The following is an 18,290-nucleotide window of genomic DNA, read 5'->3' as shown; positions in this document are numbered from 1 at the left end:
ATGATCCTGCAACTCGACCCGCCGCTGCCGATGACGACGCCGAAGGGCGAGGGCATCGCGCATTTCCTCATCGACTATGGCGCGGAGACGCACCTGATGTGGGTGGTCTTCATGGATGAGGACGGGTCCTGCTGGACGGTGCCGAACCCCGAAGTGCGGATGGCACCGAACTGGTCGCTCGGCAGGCGGCCGCTGCGCCCGGGGCGGATGCAGGCGGCGAACGGGGCGCCGGTCGATCCCGGTGCCGTGGCGCGGGCCAACGGCATCCCGATCAAGTAGCGCCTTCGTACCAGCCGACATCCAGCGTCGCGACCTCTCCGAAGGGGACGCCCTTCTTCGCGGCGTCGCGGATGATGGGCCAGGCGGTATAGGGCATGGCCAGAAGCGGCCAGGGGTCCCGCGCCTGCCAGCAGACGTCGCGCGTGGTGAGAAGCCGCTTCAAATTCGCGCGGAAGGGGCCGCCCTTGAACAGGGAGAGCTGCGTCTCCGTCAGGCAGGACCAGAATTGTTGCAACGTGCGTTCCGGCCGGTGACGGGGCGGCGGGGCCGTCGGGTCGGCCAGGCTGCGCGCGATGTCGGCGGACTCGAAGAAATGCAGGCCGCTGGTGGTGCGCGGGTTGCACTCGATGCCCCAGGGCGTGCCGGCATCGTCCACGATCAGGTCGAAGCTGATGAAGCCGGACCAGTTGCTGGCGGCGATGAAGCGGGCGGCCCAGGATTCGATGGCGGGATGATCCACCCGTTCGAAGGAGACGGCGACGGAGCCCGACATCTGCGCGCCGCGATAGACGGTGGTGCCGAGGACGCGGCCCTGATGGGCCAGCGAACAGGTACTGAATTCCGCACCGCGGATGAAGCGCTGCACGAGATGGGGGTCGGATTCGGCGGGCAGCGCATCGCCGGCGGCCAGGATGCGGACACCGCGGCCGGAGCAGCTGTGGACGGGCTTCACCACCACGGCGCTGTGACTCGCGAGCCCGGCCGCTTCGGGCGTGCCGAGGGGCAGGCTTTCGGGCACGGTCAGGCCGTAGGCCAGGCCGGCATCGACGAAGCTGCCCTTGTGGTGCAGAGCGAGCACGCGGTCCGGCGGCATGGTGGCGACGCGCGCGCCGGGCGGCAGCAGGGGCGGGAGGTGCGCGACATGCATCGTCTCCTCCGACACCGGCACCACAAGCTCCGCTGATTCGTCGCGGACCACCTTGGCGAGGGCTTCGAGATAGGCGCGCTTGCCCTGGGAAGGCGGGGGCAGGCGAATGGAGCGCGCGACGTCGCGGGAGGAGCCGCAGAGATGGCGTGCGAAGGGCTCCGCGACCACGACGCGCCAGCCGGCCGAGGCGAAGCCGCGGGCAAGGTCCAGCGCCTTCGGCAGCCGGCCCAGCGTGAGCACGACGGTACGGGTCATCCCGCGCTGGCCACCCGGCACATGACCTGCCGCGTCGGCCGCGTGGTGAGGCGCGCGGCGGGGCGGACGGCCTCCGGATTCTCGACCGTGAAATCGAAGTGGCGGAACAGGCGGGCGATCAGCAGCGTCGCCTCCACCGTCGCGAAGGCGGCGCCGGCGCAGATGCGGGGACCGATGCCGAAGGGGATGTAGGCGCCCTGGACAAGTTCCGCCTTCCGCTCCGCCGTGAAGCGATCGGGGTCGAAGACGTTGGGGTCCTTCCAGTAGAGGCGATGGCGGTGCAGCACCCAGGGCGCCACCATGATGAGGGCGCCGCGCTTCACCTTGTAGTCGCCTATGCGCGTGGCTTCGTTGGCGACGCGCGGCAGGAAGGTGATGGGGGGGTAGAGGCGCAGCGTCTCGTTGAACACGTTGCGGGTGAAGACCAGGCGCTTCGTGTGCTCGAAGGTGACGGGTCCGTCGCCGCAGACCTCCGCGACTTCCGCGCGGATGCGGGCCACCAGTTCGGGGCGCGTCGCCAACAGGTAGAAGCACCAGGTCAGCGCGCTGGCACTGGTCTCATGCCCCGCCAGGAACAGCACGCCGAGCTGGTCGATCAGCTCCTCCCGCGTGAAGGCGCGGCCCTCCACATCATGGGCGGCGACGACGGCGCTGGCGATGTCGTCGAAGCTCTGGCCGGCATCGAGGTGGCTGTCCAGCAGGTCGCCGAGGCAGCGGCGGATCAGCGCGCAGCTTTCCAGCACCGCCTGCGTCTGGGGGATCTTCGTCCAGGCGCGATCCATGATGAGGCGGCGGATCTCCACCTGCGCGACGCTGCGTTCGAAGAAGGTGAAGGCGTCGAAGACCTCATGCGCCACGGTGGTGGCGAGGGAGGTGGAGAAGACGGAGCGGCAGATGATGTCGGCTGTCAGGTGGCTCATCGCCAGGTCGAGGGAGAAGAGTGCGCCGGATTGCGCCTGGCGATGCAGCGTTTCCTCGTATTCGGCGGCGCCGGCCTCCATGCTGGCGAAGGCGCGGTTGACGCGCATCAGGGTCAGCGCCGGGTCCATCATGGCACGCTGGCGCTTCCAGGTGGGGCCGCTGGACACGAAGATGCTGTCGCCGATCAGCGGCTCCAGCGCATTCACCATCAGGTCCGATTTCGGGAAGATCCCCTGCGGGTCCACCAGGACTTCGCGCACCAGCTTCGGTTCGTTCACGACGACGATGGAGCGGCGGGAATAGCCGAGCGGGCCGATGGGCATCCGGTAGGCCTCGGCCGGCAGCAGGCCGAGGAGATTGCCCTCCCCCTGCAGCACCGCGCGGAACAGGGACACGATCGGCGAGCGGGGCTGCGGATGCGGCGGGATGAAGGGGGCGGTCGACGAGATGGGCATGCCCGCATATCCCTCGCTTTACACCAGGAAGTGTCAAGTGGCATTGTCACTTCGTCATACGGGAGGCGAGGGATGGAGCTGCTGGTGTTCCATGGCCTCATCGCGGCGCATATCGTCACGGGCACCACAGGGGCGATTGCCTTCTGGGTGCCGGTGATCGGGCGCAAGGGCGGCGTGAACCATGCGCGCTGGGGGAAGGTCTTCGCCTACGCCATGATGGCGACGGGCAGCTTCGCCGTCTGCATGAGCCTGATGACGCTGGTGGACCCCTTCGGCACGCATCCGCACCTCGCCGATCGGTTCGATGCGAATTTCATCCGCGGGCTGTTCGGCTGGATGATGCTGCATACCGGCATCCTGACCATCAACCTGGCCTGGTACGGCTGGCTCGCCATCCGCAACAAGGGGCGGCATGCGCTGAACCGGCATCCCCTCAACGTCGCGCTGCAATACGCGGTGATCGCCGCGGCGCTGGCCTGCGCGGTGGATGGGTGGTTCATCGGGCAATACCTGATGATCGGCATCGCGGTGGTCGGCGTCGCGACGGGGCTGACGAACCTCTGGTTCATCCACAAGCCGCAGATCGAACGGGCGGATTGGCTGAAGGAGCATATCAAGGCGTTGGTGGGGGCGGGCATCAGCGTCTACACCGCCTTCATGGCCTTCGGCTCCGTCCGCGTGTTTCCTGAACTGGCCTTGCATCCCGGCATGTGGTCGGTGCCGCTGATCGTGGGGCTGGCCATCATCATCTGGCACCGGCTGGATGTGGACCGGAAGGCGCGGCAGGTCCGCGCCCGGCGGGTCGGCGCGGCGGCCTGACCTTCATGCGCGTGGTGGTGATCGGCGCGGGGATGGGCGGCCTGGCCGCGGCCACCGATTTGGCCCGGCGCGGGGCCGAGGTGACGGTGCTGGACCGCGCGGCAAGCGCCGGCGGCAAGGCCCGGCATGTGATGGTGGATGGCGTGGGCATCGATGGCGGCCCCACCGTCTTCACCATGCGCTGGATTTTCTCGGGCCTGTTCGAGGATTGCGGGCGACGGCTGGACGAGTTCGTTGAGCTGTACGCGGCGGAGACGCTGGCGCGGCATGCCTGGCGGCGGGGCGGTCGGCTCGACCTGTTTGCCGATGTGGATCGCAGCGCCGACGCCATCGGCGCTTTCGCGGGGGCGGCGGATGCGCGGGGCTACAAGGCGTTCGTCGCGCGCAGCACGGACATCTTCGCAACACTGAAGGACAGCTTCATCGCGGGGCAGCGGCCATCGCCGGTGGAGCTGGTGCGGCGCGTCGGGCTGTCGCGGATCGATGCGCTGTGGCGGACGATGCCCTGGGCGACGATGTGGCAGGCCCTCGGGGGCTACTTCACCGACCCGCGGCTGCGGCAGCTCTTCGGGCGCTACGCCACCTATTGCGGCTGTTCCCCCTTCCTGGCGCCGGCGACGCTGATGCTGGTGGCGCATGTGGAGCAGGACGGCGTCTGGCTGGTGAAGGGCGGCATGAAGCGCGTGGCGGAGGCCATCCGCGAATTGGCGGAAACCCAGGGCGCGCGGTTCCGCTTCGGCACGGAAGCCGCGGAGATCATCGTGGAGGGCGGGCGCGTCATCGGCGTGCGGCTGATGGATGGCGAGCGCATCGAGGCCGAAGCCGTGGTCTTCAACGGCGATGTGGCGGCACTCGGCCAGGGGATGCTGGGGGAGCGGGCGCGGCGCGGCGTGCGGGATACGCCGCGCGCGGCGCGATCGCTGTCCGCCATCACCTGGTGCGTGAAGGCGCCAACCGGCGGCTTCCCCCTGACGCATCACAACGTCTTCTTCGCGGAGGATTACGCGGAGGAATTCGATGCGGTGTTCCGCCGCCGGCAGGTGACGGCGGCGCCGACCGTCTATCTCTGCGCGCAGGACCGGGGACATGGAGAGGTGGCGGCGGGTGCTGCCGAGCGGATGCTGCTGCTGGTGAACGCGCCGCCGGATGGCGACCGGGGCGAACCCGACCCAGTCGTGCTGCGGGACATCGAGGCACGGAGCCTTGGCCTCCTGCACGATTGCGGGCTGGAGATCGCGATGGACAGCCGCAACAGCGTGACAACCACGCCGGCCGGTTTTCATCGGTTGTTCCCCGGCACCGGCGGCGCGCTGTATGGCCGCGCCAGCCATGGCGCCACGGGCACCTTCGCGCGGCCCGGCGCGAAAGGCGGCGTGAAGGGCCTCTATTTCGCGGGCGGGTCCGTGCATCCGGGCCCGGGCATCCCGATGGCGGCGATGTCCGGGCGCCTCGCGGCCGCGAAGCTGCTGGAAGACAGCGCTACGCGGTAGCCCTCGCCAAGGTCGCGCCATGCGGCACGACCTGGTCGAGAATCTTCGCGCTGCTCACCACGCCGGGCACGCCGGCGCCGGGATGCGTGCCGGCACCGACCAGGTACAGGCCGCGCACTTCCTCGCTGACATTATGCGGGCGGAACCAGGCGGACTGGAACAGCTGCGGCTCCAGCGAGAAGGCGGCACCATTCACCGACAGCAGCCGGTCGCGGAAATCCTGCGGCGTCAGCATGCGCGACGTCACGATCGAATCGCCAAGGCCCGGCAGCACGGTGGATTCCAGCCGCTGCTGGATGGCGGCGCGATAGGGTTCCGCCTGCTGCGCCCAATCCGTCCCGCTGCCGAGATGCGGCACCGGCGACAGCACGTAGAAACTGTCGCAGCCCGGCGGCGCCAGCGAGGGGTCCGTCGCCGTCGGCCGGTGCAGATACAGGGAAAAATCCTTCGCCAGCTTCTTCCGCTTGAAGATATCCGTCAGCAATTCGCGGTAGCGCGGGCCGAGCACCATGGTGTGGTGGTAGACATTGTCGAAGCGGCGGTTGGTGCCGAAATACCAGACGAAGAGCGACATGGAATAGCGCGTGCGCGCGACCTTGGCATCGGTCCAGCGCCTGCGCGGATGTTCGCTGAGCAGCTTCGAATAGGTCCAGCCGACATCGGCGTTGGAGACGACGACATCGGCCGCGATCGTCTCCCCGCCCTTCAAGCGCACGCCCTTGGCGCGGCCATCGGCCACGGTGATCTGCTCGACCTCCGCATTGAAGCGGAAGCGGCCGCCCTGGCCCTCGATCAGCCCCGCCAGGCCGTTCACCACCGCGCCCATGCCGCCCATGGCGTAGTGCACGCCATGCAGGCGTTCGAGATGGGCGATCAGGCAGTAATAGGCCGTCGTCGTCAGCGGATTGCCGCCGATCAGCAGCGGATGGAAGCTGAAGGCGATGCGCAGCTTGTCGTTGGTGAAGTAGTCGCTGACCTTGCCATAGACCGTGCGCCAGCCGCCGAGCTTCATCATGTCCGGCACCGCGGCCAGCAGGGTGGAGAGCTGGTGGAAGGGCTGGTCGGCGAGCTTGGCGAAGGCGATGTCGAAGATGCGTTCGCTGACGGCGATGAAGCGCTCGAAGCCCGGCAGGTCCTCCGGCGCGATGCGCGCGATCTCGGCCCGCGTGGCATCGAGGTCCGCGGAGCAGTTCATCACCGTGCCGTCGTCGAAGCGGATCTGGTAGAAGGGATTCATCGCCCGCAGGTCGAGATCATCGGCCATGCGGCGTCCGCACAGCGTCCAGAGTTCCTCCAGCAGGTAGGGCGCGGTGATGATGGTGGGGCCGGCATCGAAGGTGAAGCCGTCCTGCCGGTAGACATAGGCGCGGCCGCCGGGCGCATCCAGCTTCTCCAGCACCGTCACGCGCCAGCCGCGCGCGCCCAGCCGGATGGCGGCGGCCAGGCCGCCGAAGCCGGAGCCGATGACGATGGCGTGCGGGCGCGGATCCTGCGCGGCCTCGGCCAGTCCCTGGAAGGCGATGCCATCCATCATGGTGACGTTTCCTGGAAGGAGTTCAGGCCAGGCTCAGCGTGGCCCAGGCGAGGACGACGTAGCGGCCGGTCTTGGCGATGGCGACGAGCAGCAGGAAGGTCGGCAGCTGTTCCTTGAGCACGCCGGCCACCAGCGTGAGCGGATCGCCGATGATCGGCGCCCAGCTCAACAGCAGGGACCAGCGACCCCAGCGGTGGTACCAGCCGGAGGCACGGTCCAGCGCGGCGGGCGGCACGGGAAACCAGCGCCGGTCGCGGAAGCGGTCCACCTGGCCGCCGAGCCACCAGTTGAGCACCGCGCCCAGCGTGTTGCCGATGCTGGCCACCAGCACCAGCAGCCAGGCGGGGATGTCGCCCAGCAGCAGCAGGCCGACCAGCACGGGTTCCGATTGCAGCGGCAGCAGGCTGGCGGCGCCGAAGGCGGAGGCGAAGAGCCCGAGCAGGGAGAGGAGTTCGGTCATCGGCCTGGATATGCCCCATCGGCCGATGGCCCGGAAAGCGCTGCGGCCGGCCCCCCGGGATGGGGAACCGGCCGCGGCAGTGGAGGCACCGATCCGGCGCCCGGCCAGCGCGGCCGGGCGCCGCGCCGGTCATTCGGCGGAAGCCGCCCTGGCCGGGCCCGCACTGATGAGGCGCAGTTCCGGGTACCCTTCCAGCATGGGCGCCCCGTAGAAGGGACGGTTGGCACCCTGGTGGCAGGTGGCGCAGTTGATCTTCAGCGCATCACCGCCCGGGCCAAGGCGCGCACCATGCGGGCCATCGGCCGGACCACGCGGATTGGCGGCCCAGAGGGGCTGCAACGGCGTGATGTAGGCGGTGTTCAGGTCCCGCACCATGCGGATGCCATGCCATGCCGTCAGTCGCGCCGGCGGGCTGGTTTCCCAGTTTCCGAAGGAACGGCTGTTGTGGCAGTGCGTGCAGTTCACGCCGAGCCCTTCGCTCATCGACATCATGAGCGAATAGGTCCACTCCGCCTGCATGACATTGGCCGGGTTGCGGCCAGGCAGGGAGGAGTTGCTGATCACGCGAATCTCGTTCGCCTGCAGCAGGAAGGGCGTGAAGGGATCACCGGGCAGGGAGCTGTCATTCGCGACCGGCGCCGGGTGGTTCTGGCCACGCTGCGCCTGCAGGCCGGAATGCGGGAGCACCGCGGTGGCCCACACCTCGGCCGGGACAGGCTGGCCGCGGTGGCAGGTGTAGCAGGTGACGCCGACCTGGCCGACATGCGCCGTCCAGTCCGTGTTGATCCGCCGCGTCATCTGCAGCATCCGCCGGGAAACGACCTTCGTATAGATCTCGTCGGAGGCCATGTTCTCGGGGTTGTGGCAGTAGGTGCAGCCCTGGGCAGGCGCGATCCATTCGGTCATCGCCTGCATGATGCGGCCGAATTGCGCGACGCTGAGTTCGCCCAGCACCTGGACGTTCTCGAAGGTCTCGGACGCCTTCGGGCCATCGGTATCGGCGGCCTCCGGGACGGCCGGCAGCCGGTTGGCGGCCACCCGCACCGCGAGGGTGCGGGGGTTGGCGACATCCTCCATCGCCACGCCGCGATAGCCGATCTGCGTGGTGCGGACGGGAGGACGTTCGAAGGTCAGCACGATCACGACCGTGCAGACCAGCGCGGCGAGGCCGAGCAGGACCTGGGTGGAGAACCTCATCGCGGGGCTCCTTGCAGGGCTGCGGGATCGGCCACCGGTGCCCAGAGGGCGGGATAGGACGGTGCGAAGTGCCGATCGACGGCCCAGAGGTACCAGTTGTCGACGACCGTGCCGGTCAGGAGGATGCCGATGCCGCCCGTGATGGGGCAGAGAACGGCGAACCACCAGGCCCAGCGGTGGATGCTCTCGAAGCTGGCGTTGAAGCCCATGGTCCAGCGCCAGAACAGGCCACCGCGTTCAGCCGCGGTGCCGCGGTCCAGCACCAGCTCGATCTCACGTTCGCCACCGTAGCGGCCGAGCGCCAGGATCGTCGCGGCATGCATCGCGAAGAGCAGCGTGGAGCCGTAGAGGAAGACGATCGAGAGCGCGTGGAACGGGTTGTAGAAGAGGTTCCCGTAGCGGATCGAGAAGGCGGCGGTCCAGTCGAGGTGCGGGAAGATGCCGAAGGGCACCGCCTCGCTCCAGGAGCCCATCAGGATCGGGCGGATGAAGCCCAGCACCAGGTAGAGCCAGATGGCGGCCATGAAGGCCCAGGCGACATGCGTGCCCATGCCGAGCTGCCGTGCGCGGCGATAGGTGCGCGCCCACCAGAGCAGGATGGACAGCGTCAGGAAGAAGCCGGCGACCAGCCACCATCCACCTTCGCGGAGCGGCGGCATCCGCAGGCCGTAATGGGCCGGCGGCGGTTCGAGCGCCAGCCAGAACAGCTGCCGGATGAACTGGCCGAGATCCCAGTTCACCGAGGCCAGCATGTTCAGGCCGATGATCTCGAAGGCGATGAAGCCGAAGAAGATCGACAGGATGCCGAGCTGGCCGAGGTAGATCGGGCCGACCTGCGCGTCACCGAAGTAGCCGAAGAGGGTGACGTTGCGGGAGCCACCTTCCCGCGGCACGTCGCCGCGGGGAAGGGGGACGCCGGGGTAAGGGGTGGGACCCCTGACCTGCACCCGTGTGAAGAGGTTCTGATATTCGGGCATGGCTGTTTCCTCCTCGCCTCACTTCCAGATCGGCATGTTGAGCCACCAGCCCCACCACTCGGGCCAGCCACGCGTCCAGAAGGGCCCGCTGATGACGATGCAGACCGCGCTCCAGAACCCGGCGGAAAGCGCCAGGAACAGGCCGAGGCGATGGATGCCCAGCGTGCCGATGGAATAGCCGATCAGGTCGCGGAAGTAGGTATTCTCATGCTCCGCCGTCTTCACCGGCTCGCCCTTCGGCGGGTTCAGTGCGGACAGCACCAGGCCACCATGCATCGACAGCGCCAGGACGGTCGTGAAGAAGAAGGTCACGGCGATCATGTGCGCGGGGTTGTAGTGAAAATGCAGGTGCTGGTAGCCGACGTTCGACACCCAATCGAGGTGCGACCAGATGCCGTAGGGGAAGCCGTGGCCCCAGGCGCCCATCAGGATCGGCCGGAACACGACCAGGGTGATATAGGCGAACACCGCGACGCCGTAGGCGATCGGGATGTGATAGCCCATACCGAGCTTGCGGGAGATCTCCGCCTGGCGCAGCGCCCAGGACACGAAGGCCCCGATCGCGCAGACGGTGATCGCCTGCCAGAGCCCACCTTCCCGCATCGGCGCCAGGCGCAGGCCATAGGCCAGGTCGGGCGGCGGGATGTTGATGAGCCATGGGTTGAAGGTCCCCTGGATCGACGCCCCCATCAGGATCAGCCCCACACCGATGAAGGTGAAGAAGGCCGTGGTGATCCCGAAGAAGCCGATCCAGAACGGCCCTATCCAGAAGTCGAACAGGTCACCGCCCACCAGGGTGCCCCCGCGGACGCGATATTTCCGCTCAAAAGTCAGCATCGCCATCGCTTGACGCTCCCATCAGGGCGGGACCAGTGCCCGCCGTGCCGTGCCGTCCTCGACAGCGGGCGAAGCCCGCTGTGCTTGCCTCGCCCGCTGTCGCGGAGCGACACTGGCGCGTTCCGCCTATCGCCCCACGGGTTGCCCCGGGGTGAAAGTCGGCGCCGTCGCGCACCAACCGACGTGGTCGCAGTAGCGCGGCGAGCTGAGCACCACGATGTGGATCAGCGCCGCGACGGCGACGACACCAACCATGGCGAGGAACAGCGATCGGCGGGGATCAACCACCATCCAGATCTTATGCATGGATTTTCTCTCCTTCGTTTCGTCGTGTCCGGGCCTGCGGCCTCGAGCCGTTGGCCCGGCTCAGCCTCAGAAGAAGCGCCAATCCGGCGGGACCACGGAGTTGCCGTAAACCAACGGCCGCCACAGCCACGTCAGAATATGCGCGCCCATCGACGCGAAGACGGAGAACGCCCAGCCCTGAATCAGGAGGCGGTGGATCTCGCGCGCTTCGCCTTCGGTCAGGCCGGTCCTTGAACCTTCGGCCATGATGATGACCTCCAACTTGCCTTTCGGCCGTTACCGCGCTTTGCCCGCGCGGCAGGGTACGGCGTGGCGGGAAACCGCCATGGCCGACCCGAGGTCCTGGTACCGACGACGAAAGCTGTCGCTCGGGTGGGGACAACGGGATCGGAAGGACGCAGGGGCATCGTCATGCGACGCCCTCCGCAACGTTCGCCGCGGCAGGATCGCCGGCGGCTTTGTTCCCGGTGCCGGCAGCCGGTGGCTCGGCGATCGCGGATGCGACCACCTCCCCCAGCGTTGCCAGCACGCGTTCCTGCACGATGCGCGGCTCCCCAGCCTCGCGCGCCGCGCGTTCCACCTGTTCGCGCAGCCGCTTGGAAGCGGAGATGCGAAGCAGGAAGGGCGCGGCATCCACATGCGCGTCCAGCAGCGCCACCGCATCATCGTCCCAGGGCTCCGCCTTCCTGACCGGCGTGGGCTCCACGCGATCGAGATCGGTGCCGAGGGGCAGGATGTGGAAGAGCGCGTCGAACAACGCGTTGCAGTATTCCTGGATGATGTAGGTCGCGCCCGCATAGCCCATGAAGGGCGTGCCGGTGGCGCGACGGATGATCGCCCCAGGGAAAGAAGCGGGGATGTAGGCGGCGCGGCTGTGCAGCTCCGCCGCGTACATCCGTTCGTTGAAGCTGCCGAAAAGCACCAGCGGCGGCGTCTTCTTCATGGCGTCGCGGACCGCGGCGTTGTCCGGCTTCTCGCCGGCCTTGCGGCTGAAGGCGAAGGCACAGGGAACGCCCATTTCCTCACCGAGGAAACGCTGCAGGCCGCGGGTGTAGGTATCCGTCGCCACCACCGCGAAGCTGGCGGTGGCGTAGAAATCCTGCGTGACGCTGCGCCAGAGGTCCCAGATCGGCTTGATCGTGGTGTGCTTCTCGCGCTCGATGAAGGGCTCGGGGTCGAGGCCCGTCATCTCTCCGAGCTTGCGGAGGAAGTTGGTGGTCGCGAAGAGGCCCATGGGGGCGCGGAGCCAGGGGCGTTCCAGCTCCTCGCACAGCTTCTGGCCGAATTCGCGGTACATGCAGATATTGACGTCGGCGTCGGGCAGCTTGGCGATGTCATCGACATGGCTGCCCAGCGGGAAGACCAGGTTGATCTCGCAGCCGATGCCTTCGACCAGGCGCCGGATCTCGGCCAGGTCGGACGGCATGTTGAAGGTGCCGTAGATCGGTCCGATGATGTTGACCCGCGGCTTCGGGCCCAGCTTGGCGTTGCGCGCACGCATCTTGCGGCCACGCGCGCCGAATTCCGTCCAGAGCCACATGATGGCGCGGTCGGCGGCCTGCCACTGATCCTCATCGATCGTGCGGCAGATGAAGCGCTGGAGGTTGCTGCCCTGCGGAGTCACGCCGCCGCCGATCATCTCCGCGATCGAGCCGGTGACGACGACGGCGGGAAGATCGGGGTCCTGCGTCGCGGCAGCGCGGCGCATGGAGCCCTCGGTGCCGTTCTTGGAGAGGCTGTCCTCATCCAATCCCGTCACGACGATCGGCAACTCATGCGGCGGCAGCGCGTCCGTGTAGTGGAGCACCGCCGTCACGGGCAGGTTCTCACAGCCCACCGGGCCGTCGATCACCACGCGCAGGCCACGCACGGCGGAGAAGGCGTAGATGGCGCCCCAATAGCCGCCGGCGCGATCATGGTCGAGGACGAGCATCGTCAGACCGTGCCCCCTGCCCGCACGGCGATGAGCCGGCGAAGGATCTTTCGGGCTGGCCAGGAGGACGGCGCAGCCGATGCTGGTTGCATCGGCAAGCCGGCCGACGCCGCCAGGACGGAAGAGACGAGCCGGATCGCGCCGGTGCGGGTAGGGGGCACGGTCATGTCCCCACCGATTCTTCGGCCTTGGCCTTGGCGAGACGCAGCTTGCGCTGGCGGTCGCGGAAGCCGGGCGGATCGACGGGCTTGTCCTTGAAGCCGTAGCCCGCGCCATCCGGCGTGCCGACACCTTCGAAGAAACTCACCATGCGGGAGAAGCGTTCGCGCCCCTTGGTCTGCGCGGCCACGATCGCGGCCATGGAGCCGGCGCCGGCGGGGCCGAAGAGCGGCCTCGCGGAGACCATGTTGGTGAAGTAGAGCGCGGGGATGCCGAGCTCCTTCGCCTTCTGCACCAGCGGCGTGGTGCCGAGCGCGAGATCCGGCTTGGCGTCGCGCATGGCGGCGACATCCTGCTCCAGGCTCGCGCGGTATTGCACGTGTGTGCCGCGGGCTTCGAGCCACTGGCGATCTGCCTCGCTCCACTCCGTGCGGGGGCAGGCGGTGCCGACATAGGGGACCTCGGCACCGGCCTCGCTGAGCAGGCGGGCGACGAGAAGCTCGGAGCCTTCGTAGCCGGAGACGGTGACGCGGGCCTTGATGGGCGCGTTGGCCAGCGCCGCGCGGATCGCGGGCAGCACGCGCTGCTTGGCGAGATCGACGACGCTGTCGGGGATTCCCGCCGCGCGGCCGATGGAGGCCAGCCAGGCTTCCGTGCCCTCCAGGCCCACGGGGCCGGAGCCCACCACGGGACGGCCCGCGGCGCGGAATTCGCGGATGGAGGCGGTGTAGAAGGGATGCACCGCGGCGGCGACTTCGCAGTCCAGCGCGGCATAGAGGTCGCGCCATTCGCGGGCCGGGGTCTGCGGCGCCAGCGCCAGGCCCATCGGGGCCAGCATGGCGCCGACGCCCATCGGGTCCGCCGGGAAGAGTTCGCCGATCAGGGCGACGGTACGTTCGCCATCGACCATCTGGCGGGGGCGGGCGACGGGGCCGGATTCGGCCTCGTTCCTGGCATAGCGGAGCATGGCGCCGGCCAGGACATCCTTGGCTTCCGCATGCGTCGGCACGCCGAAGCCGGGGACGTCGATGCCGATGATGCGCACGCCGTCGATCTGCTTCGGCAGCAGGTCCAGCGGCACACCGGAAGCCGTGGGCACGCAGAGATTGATGATGACCACCGCGTCGTAGTCTTCCGGCTTCGCCGTGGCGTGCACGGCGTCCCGGATATCCTCGAACAGCTTGCCCGTCACAAGGGTTTCGCTATTGAACGGCACGTAGCCCACGGTGCGGCGGGCGCCGTAGAAATGGCTGGTGAAGGTCAGGCCATAGACGCAGCAGGCACTGCCCGAGAGGATCGTCGCCGTGCGGCGCATGCGCAGGCCGACGCGCAGCGACCCGAAGGCGGGGCACATGGATTGCGGCTGGTCATGGGGGCCCTGCGGGTAGTCCGCGGCCAGCTTGTCCATGGTCGCGGACTTGCCGGCGGCTCGCGCCGCGGCGTCCAGCGTCTCCCGGCCGCCATGGCAGCCGGAGCCGGCCGCCAGGGGGGCGGCTGCTTCAGGCACGGCGGTAAGGGGGAGCTGGTCCATGGGTCAGGCGCCCTCGTAGACCACTTCGAGGGAAGGCTTGTTCAGCACATCCGCCGCGCACATGTCTTCCATCGTCGCGGGGTCGAGCACCACGCCACGGCCCACGGCCTCGCCCTTGAACAGGCCGAGCAGCGCGTCATGCGTGAGCGGCTTCGGGCGCAGCGGGGGCGCTTCCGCCACCTGCGTCGCCAGCTGTTCGAAGACGCTGGCCCAGGGGCCGCCGGGGACGCCGACGATCTCGTAATTCGCGGACTTCCGGCGGATGTCGTCATCGGCGGGGATGGCGGACAGGATCGGAATGCCCGCGGCTTCCGCGAAGGCATGCGCCTCACCCGTGCCGTCATCCTTGTTGATGACCATGCCGGCCACGCCGACATTGCCGCCGAGCTTCTTGAAGTACTCGACCGCGCTGCAGACGTTGTTCGCGACGTAGAGGGATTGCAGGTCGTTGGAGCCGACCACGATCACCTTCTGGCACATGTCGCGGGCGATCGGCAGGCCGAAGCCGCCGCAGACTACGTCGCCCAGGAAGTCGAGCAGCACGTAGTCGAAATCCCACTGGTGGAAGCCGAGCTTCTCCAGCAGTTCGAAGCCGTGGATGATGCCGCGCCCGCCGCAGCCGCGGCCGACTTCCGGGCCGCCGAGTTCCATGGCGAAGACGCCATCGCGCTTGAAGCAGACATCGCCGATGGCAACCGGCTCGCCGGCCGCCTTCTTCTTCGACGACGTCTCGATGATCGTCGGGCAGGAACGGCCGCCGAAGAGCAGGCTGGTGGTGTCGGATTTCGGGTCGCAGCCGATCAGCAGCACGCGCTTGCCCTGCTGGGCCATCATGTAGCTGAGATTCGCCAGGGTGAAGGACTTGCCGATGCCGCCCTTCCCGTAGATGGCGATGATCTGCGTTTCCTTCTTGGGCGGCGCGGTGTGCACGGGATCCGGGCCCTGGTCGGCTTCGGCGCGCAGCGCCTCGGCCATCGTGGACTGGGCCGAACGCACGGGCGTGATGGCGGTGGGGCCGTTCATTGCGTCTGTCTCCAGTCGAGGATCATCTTGAGGCAGGCGGGGTCCCCGAAGGCCGTGCGATAGGCCTCCGGCGCGGCGGCCGCGTCACGCGTATGGGTGATGAGACCTTCGAGGCTGAGCCTGCCCTCGGCGATCAGGTCACGCACGGCGATGAGGTCGGGCTCCCGCCACTCGGCCGCGATGCGGAAGCGGGCTTCGCGCATGAAGGCGGGCGGGAAAGAGAAGCTGATGGGCGCGCTGTAGAAGCCGGCCAGCACGATCTCCCCCTGCGGGGCCAGGCGCTGCACCAGCAGGTCCATCAGCCCGGCATCGCCGGAGACGTCGCAGATGCAGCGATAGTCACGCTTCGGGTCGTCTTCCGGCTGCATGACCTGGTAGCCGATGGCACCATCGGCGCGGGTCGGGTTCGTCTCCCACACCGTGGGCGCCCCGCCAGCGGCGACGACCAGGCGGGCAACGAGGCGACCCAGCACACCATGGCCGACGATGAGGTCCGGCAGCACCGAATGCTCCGCCGCAATGGCGTGGCGAGCGGTGGCGGCCAGCGCCATCAGCACACCATCGGCGCCGAGGCGTTCATCGATCGGCACGGCACGCGTGCCAGGCACCACGAGGCGGGCGGCAGCGCCGCCGAACAGGCCGCGCACCTGGCCGAAGCATTTGGCGCCGGCGACGAAGACGCGTTCGCCGATGCGGCGGTCGGCATGGATGCCGACGGCGCTGACGCGGCCGACGGTCTCGTAGCCCGGGACCAGGGGGTAGCCCATGCCCGGGAAGGGCGGCATGCGGCCGGACCAGAGCAGGCGCTCCGTGCCGGTGCTGATGCCGCTCCACTCCACATCCACCACCACGTCGTCATCGCCCGGGGGCGAGAGTTCGAGGCGGCTCAGGATGAGGCGCTCGGGCGCTTCGAGAATGACTGCGACGGTGTCCACTTGGACTGACCGCTCCCTCTGATTATTTGTCAGGGTAGATTGACGGTGGGGGATGTCAAGCGAAACTGACACACCTTCGTCAGGCCGGCACGACAGAGGCTTTCAGGCCACACCGGCTTCGGCCACCAGCACGCGCGTCAGCAGCGGCGTGCCGGTGGGAATGAGGCGCGAGGCGGCGAAACCGGCGGCGGCCAGCATCGCCTGCAGCTCCGCCGGGCGGCGCGGGCGGCCACGGCCCATGGCGAGCAGGTAGAAGCCGAAATAGGCATCGCCCATCGCCTCCGCCCCCGCGGTGCCGGCCATCGGCTCCGCCACAAGCAGGCGGCCATGGGGCGGCAGGGCTTCGCGCACGCGTCGCAGCAGGCCCATCACCACGTCGTCGTCATGGTCGTGCAGCACGCGCACCAGGCTGATGAGGTCGGCGCCGCGCGGCAGGTCATCGGTCGTGAAATCGCCGCCGAAGGTCTGCGCCCGGGGCGCCAGGCCCTTCTCCGCGAAGCGGGCGGCGCCGCGGGCGGCGACGGGGGGCAGGTCGAACAGCATGAGGCGCAGCGCGGGCGCGGCGGCGGCCACATGGGCCAGGAAGGCCCCCTCCCCGCCACCGACATCCAGCAGGACCTGGTGGCGGCGGAAATCGAAGGCGGCGATCACCTCCTCCGCCACCATGGGCTGGGAGGCAGCCATGAGGGCGGAGTAGTCGGCGACCTTGTCCGGGGCGAGCCCGCCCGGGCTGTCGGCGCCGGAATAGGCCCAGTAGGCGGAGAGCGCATTGCCGCCGCGTTCCCGGCGCAGCATGCCGACGGGGTCGGCGAGATCCGCATAGAGCAGCGCGTGATGCTCCACCATCGCGCTGATGCCGGGATTGCCGATCATGGCGGCACCCAGCGGCCCGAGCGTCCAGAGCCCGTCATCGCGGCGATGCGTCAGTTGCAGGGCGGCGGCGGCGTTGAGGAGGCGGGAGGCGCCTTCCGGCGGCAGGGAAAGGCGGTGGGCCAGGGCCGCTTCCGTCAACGGCCCCGATTCGTGCAGCAGGTCGAAGATCTTCAGGCGCACGCAGGCGAAGAGGACCTGCGAATAGACGAATCCGGCGCAGAGGTCGAAGAGCTGCCCCGCCCGCTTGCGCGCCATCGGGCGCGTCAGCGGGAAGCGGGCGGCCCAGGCGCGGAAGCGCGGATTGGCGGTGACGCCTTCGCGGAATTCACGGAAGCGGTCTCGCCATCCGGGCGCGGGGGCGGGCATGACGTCCGACATGCGTGGCGCCGGCGTCAGGCGGCCAGCTTCTGGGGCACGAGGCGACCGGCCTCCTGCAGGATCAGGCCGCGCAGCATGGCCTGGCCGCGGCATTCGGGGATGCTTTCCACCGCATCCTGGGACAGGCGGCGCAGGCGGGCGACGGCGCCCATCAGGCCGAACTCGGCCACCGCGCTCGGCCGGCCCAGCGCCTTGTCGACGCCGACGGGCTTGCCGAGCGTCGCCTCATCCTCCACGGCGTCGCGGAGGTCGTCGGCGACCTGGTAGGCCTCTCCCAGCCGGTCGCCCAGCAGGCGCCAGGCCTCGGGCTCCGCATGGGCGCAGGCGGCGGCGCCGGCGATGGTGGCAGCGGCGAAGAGGCTGCCGGTCTTCTGCCGCTGGTACTCGGACAAATCGGCGCGCGGTTCGCATTCCCAGGCCTGGCCGGCGACGATGCCGAAGGGCACGCCGACGCCATCGCCCACCGCGATCATCAGCGCACCGAGTCGCTCCGGCGCGCAGGGGGCGGCGCGGGCCAGCGTCTGGAAGGCCAGCACGATCAGCGCATCGCCGGCCAGCACCGCCAGGGGCTCGCCGAAGGCGCGGTGGACGCTCGGCTTGCCGCGTCGGGTCGCCGCATCGTCGAAGCAGGGCAAATCGTCATGCACCAGGCTGGCGCAGTGCAGGAGTTCGATGGAGGCGGCGGCGGCGGAGGCCAGCGCCGGCTTGTCATCCCCGCAGGCGGCGGCGACGGCCAGCGTCAGCCGCGGGCGGATGCGCCCGCCCTTGGGGAAGACGGCATGGCGCAGCGCGGCCGCGAGGCGCGGGGGCGCGCCGGCGGCTTCCGCGTACAACACCGCATCGGCGAGGCTCGATTCGATCCGCGTCATGGCATCCATGCGGGGAATCCTCCATCCTTCGGCCGCGGGTGGCGGCGCGCTTGACCGCCCCCGGCGGGTCCGCGGATGCGGTCCCGGGGCGGCGATGGGGCCGTGAAACAATCGACCGTCATCTTTGCTTGTCAGTTTCTAGTGTCAGTCTATCCTTACACTCAAGTCAACGGCTTTCCGCTCGACAGCCC

At 69.0% G+C, this 18,290-nt stretch carries 18 protein-coding genes; 3 read left to right on the top strand and 15 right to left on the bottom strand.

Translation table 11 applies throughout. The features are described 5' to 3' along the window. A complete protein-coding gene (locus tag BM041_RS01735; protein ID WP_217648581.1) occupies positions 1-279 on the top strand; it encodes a hypothetical protein in 279 nt (92 codons plus the stop codon). Here BM041_RS01735 and BM041_RS01730 read toward each other — a convergent pair. Next, positions 272-1,402: an ATP-grasp domain-containing protein gene (locus BM041_RS01730; protein ID WP_139225929.1), complete on the bottom strand. Its 1,131-nt coding sequence runs from the start codon at positions 1,400-1,402 to the stop codon at positions 272-274. The genes BM041_RS01735 and BM041_RS01730 overlap by 8 nt on opposite strands. Further along, positions 1,399-2,778 (bottom strand): cytochrome P450, encoded by a 1,380-nt coding sequence (locus BM041_RS01725; protein ID WP_092954602.1) that lies wholly within the window; start codon positions 2,776-2,778, stop codon positions 1,399-1,401. The genes BM041_RS01730 and BM041_RS01725 overlap by 4 nt, the downstream gene beginning before the upstream one ends. A gap of 72 nt (positions 2,779-2,850) precedes the next feature. Here BM041_RS01725 and BM041_RS01720 point away from each other — a divergent pair, with 72 nt between their 5' ends. Both BM041_RS01720 and crtD read left to right on the top strand, forming a co-directional pair. Further along, positions 2,851-3,597 (top strand): hypothetical protein, encoded by a 747-nt coding sequence (locus BM041_RS01720; RefSeq protein WP_092954599.1) that lies wholly within the window; start codon positions 2,851-2,853, stop codon positions 3,595-3,597. A gap of 5 nt (positions 3,598-3,602) precedes the next feature. Beyond that, positions 3,603-5,087: a 1-hydroxycarotenoid 3,4-desaturase CrtD gene (crtD, locus tag BM041_RS01715; RefSeq protein ID WP_092954596.1), complete on the top strand. Its 1,485-nt coding sequence runs from the start codon at positions 3,603-3,605 to the stop codon at positions 5,085-5,087. On the opposite strand, the gene BM041_RS01710 is transcribed toward crtD, so the two are convergent. From BM041_RS01710 to BM041_RS01650, 13 genes are all read right to left on the bottom strand, one after another. Continuing rightward, positions 5,077-6,621 carry a phytoene desaturase gene (locus tag BM041_RS01710; protein ID WP_092954593.1) on the bottom strand — a complete coding sequence of 515 codons (1,545 nt, stop codon included), beginning with the start codon at positions 6,619-6,621 and terminating at the stop codon, positions 5,077-5,079. The genes crtD and BM041_RS01710 overlap by 11 nt on opposite strands. 22 nt (positions 6,622-6,643) lie before the next feature. Next, positions 6,644-7,081 (bottom strand): YqaA family protein, encoded by a 438-nt coding sequence (locus BM041_RS01705; protein ID WP_092954590.1) that lies wholly within the window; start codon positions 7,079-7,081, stop codon positions 6,644-6,646. 129 nt (positions 7,082-7,210) lie between these two features. After that, positions 7,211-8,278: a photosynthetic reaction center cytochrome PufC gene (gene pufC, locus BM041_RS01700; protein WP_092954587.1), complete on the bottom strand. Its 1,068-nt coding sequence runs from the start codon at positions 8,276-8,278 to the stop codon at positions 7,211-7,213. Beyond that, positions 8,275-9,255: a photosynthetic reaction center subunit M gene (gene pufM / locus BM041_RS01695; RefSeq protein ID WP_092954584.1), complete on the bottom strand. Its 981-nt coding sequence runs from the start codon at positions 9,253-9,255 to the stop codon at positions 8,275-8,277. Before pufM ends, pufC begins: the two co-directional genes overlap by 4 nt. Before the next feature lie 18 nt (positions 9,256-9,273). Beyond that, positions 9,274-10,098: a photosynthetic reaction center subunit L gene (pufL, locus tag BM041_RS01690; protein ID WP_092954581.1), complete on the bottom strand. Its 825-nt coding sequence runs from the start codon at positions 10,096-10,098 to the stop codon at positions 9,274-9,276. Positions 10,099-10,218: 120 nt separating this feature from the next. Further along, a complete protein-coding gene (pufA, locus tag BM041_RS01685; RefSeq protein WP_092954578.1) occupies positions 10,219-10,398 on the bottom strand; it encodes a light-harvesting antenna LH1, alpha subunit in 180 nt (59 codons plus the stop codon). A 66-nt stretch (positions 10,399-10,464) separates the two neighbouring features. Continuing rightward, positions 10,465-10,644, bottom strand: a complete 180-nt coding sequence (locus BM041_RS01680) for a hypothetical protein (protein WP_217648580.1) — start codon at positions 10,642-10,644, stop codon at positions 10,465-10,467. 163 nt (positions 10,645-10,807) lie between these two features. Further along, positions 10,808-12,331 carry a chlorophyllide a reductase subunit Z gene (bchZ, locus tag BM041_RS01675; RefSeq protein ID WP_092954572.1) on the bottom strand — a complete coding sequence of 508 codons (1,524 nt, stop codon included), beginning with the start codon at positions 12,329-12,331 and terminating at the stop codon, positions 10,808-10,810. 163 nt (positions 12,332-12,494) lie between these two features. Then, positions 12,495-13,997, bottom strand: a complete 1,503-nt coding sequence (gene bchY / locus BM041_RS01670; protein ID WP_456303951.1) for a chlorophyllide a reductase subunit Y — start codon at positions 13,995-13,997, stop codon at positions 12,495-12,497. A gap of 27 nt (positions 13,998-14,024) precedes the next feature. Further along, entirely contained in the window at positions 14,025-15,044 is a 1,020-nt protein-coding gene (locus BM041_RS01665; RefSeq protein ID WP_175533665.1) for a chlorophyllide a reductase iron protein subunit X, read from the bottom strand. Then, positions 15,041-15,979 carry a chlorophyll synthesis pathway protein BchC gene (bchC, locus tag BM041_RS01660; RefSeq protein WP_092954567.1) on the bottom strand — a complete coding sequence of 313 codons (939 nt, stop codon included), beginning with the start codon at positions 15,977-15,979 and terminating at the stop codon, positions 15,041-15,043. The genes BM041_RS01665 and bchC overlap by 4 nt, the downstream gene beginning before the upstream one ends. Positions 15,980-16,081: 102 nt before the next feature. Beyond that, the gene (locus tag BM041_RS01655; protein WP_217648579.1) at positions 16,082-17,230 is read right to left on the bottom strand and encodes a methyltransferase; all 1,149 of its coding nucleotides are present in this window, start codon (positions 17,228-17,230) and stop codon (positions 16,082-16,084) included. 14 nt (positions 17,231-17,244) lie between these two features. Continuing rightward, the gene (locus BM041_RS01650; RefSeq protein ID WP_092954561.1) at positions 17,245-18,108 is read right to left on the bottom strand and encodes a polyprenyl synthetase family protein; all 864 of its coding nucleotides are present in this window, start codon (positions 18,106-18,108) and stop codon (positions 17,245-17,247) included. Between the last annotated feature and the right edge of the window lie 182 nt (positions 18,109-18,290).

The sequence above is a fragment of the Falsiroseomonas stagni DSM 19981 genome (assembly GCF_900114315.1).
Taxonomy (GTDB): Bacteria; Pseudomonadota; Alphaproteobacteria; order Acetobacterales; family Acetobacteraceae; genus Falsiroseomonas; species Falsiroseomonas stagni.
This window is presented reverse-complemented; position numbering and strand designations above follow the sequence as displayed.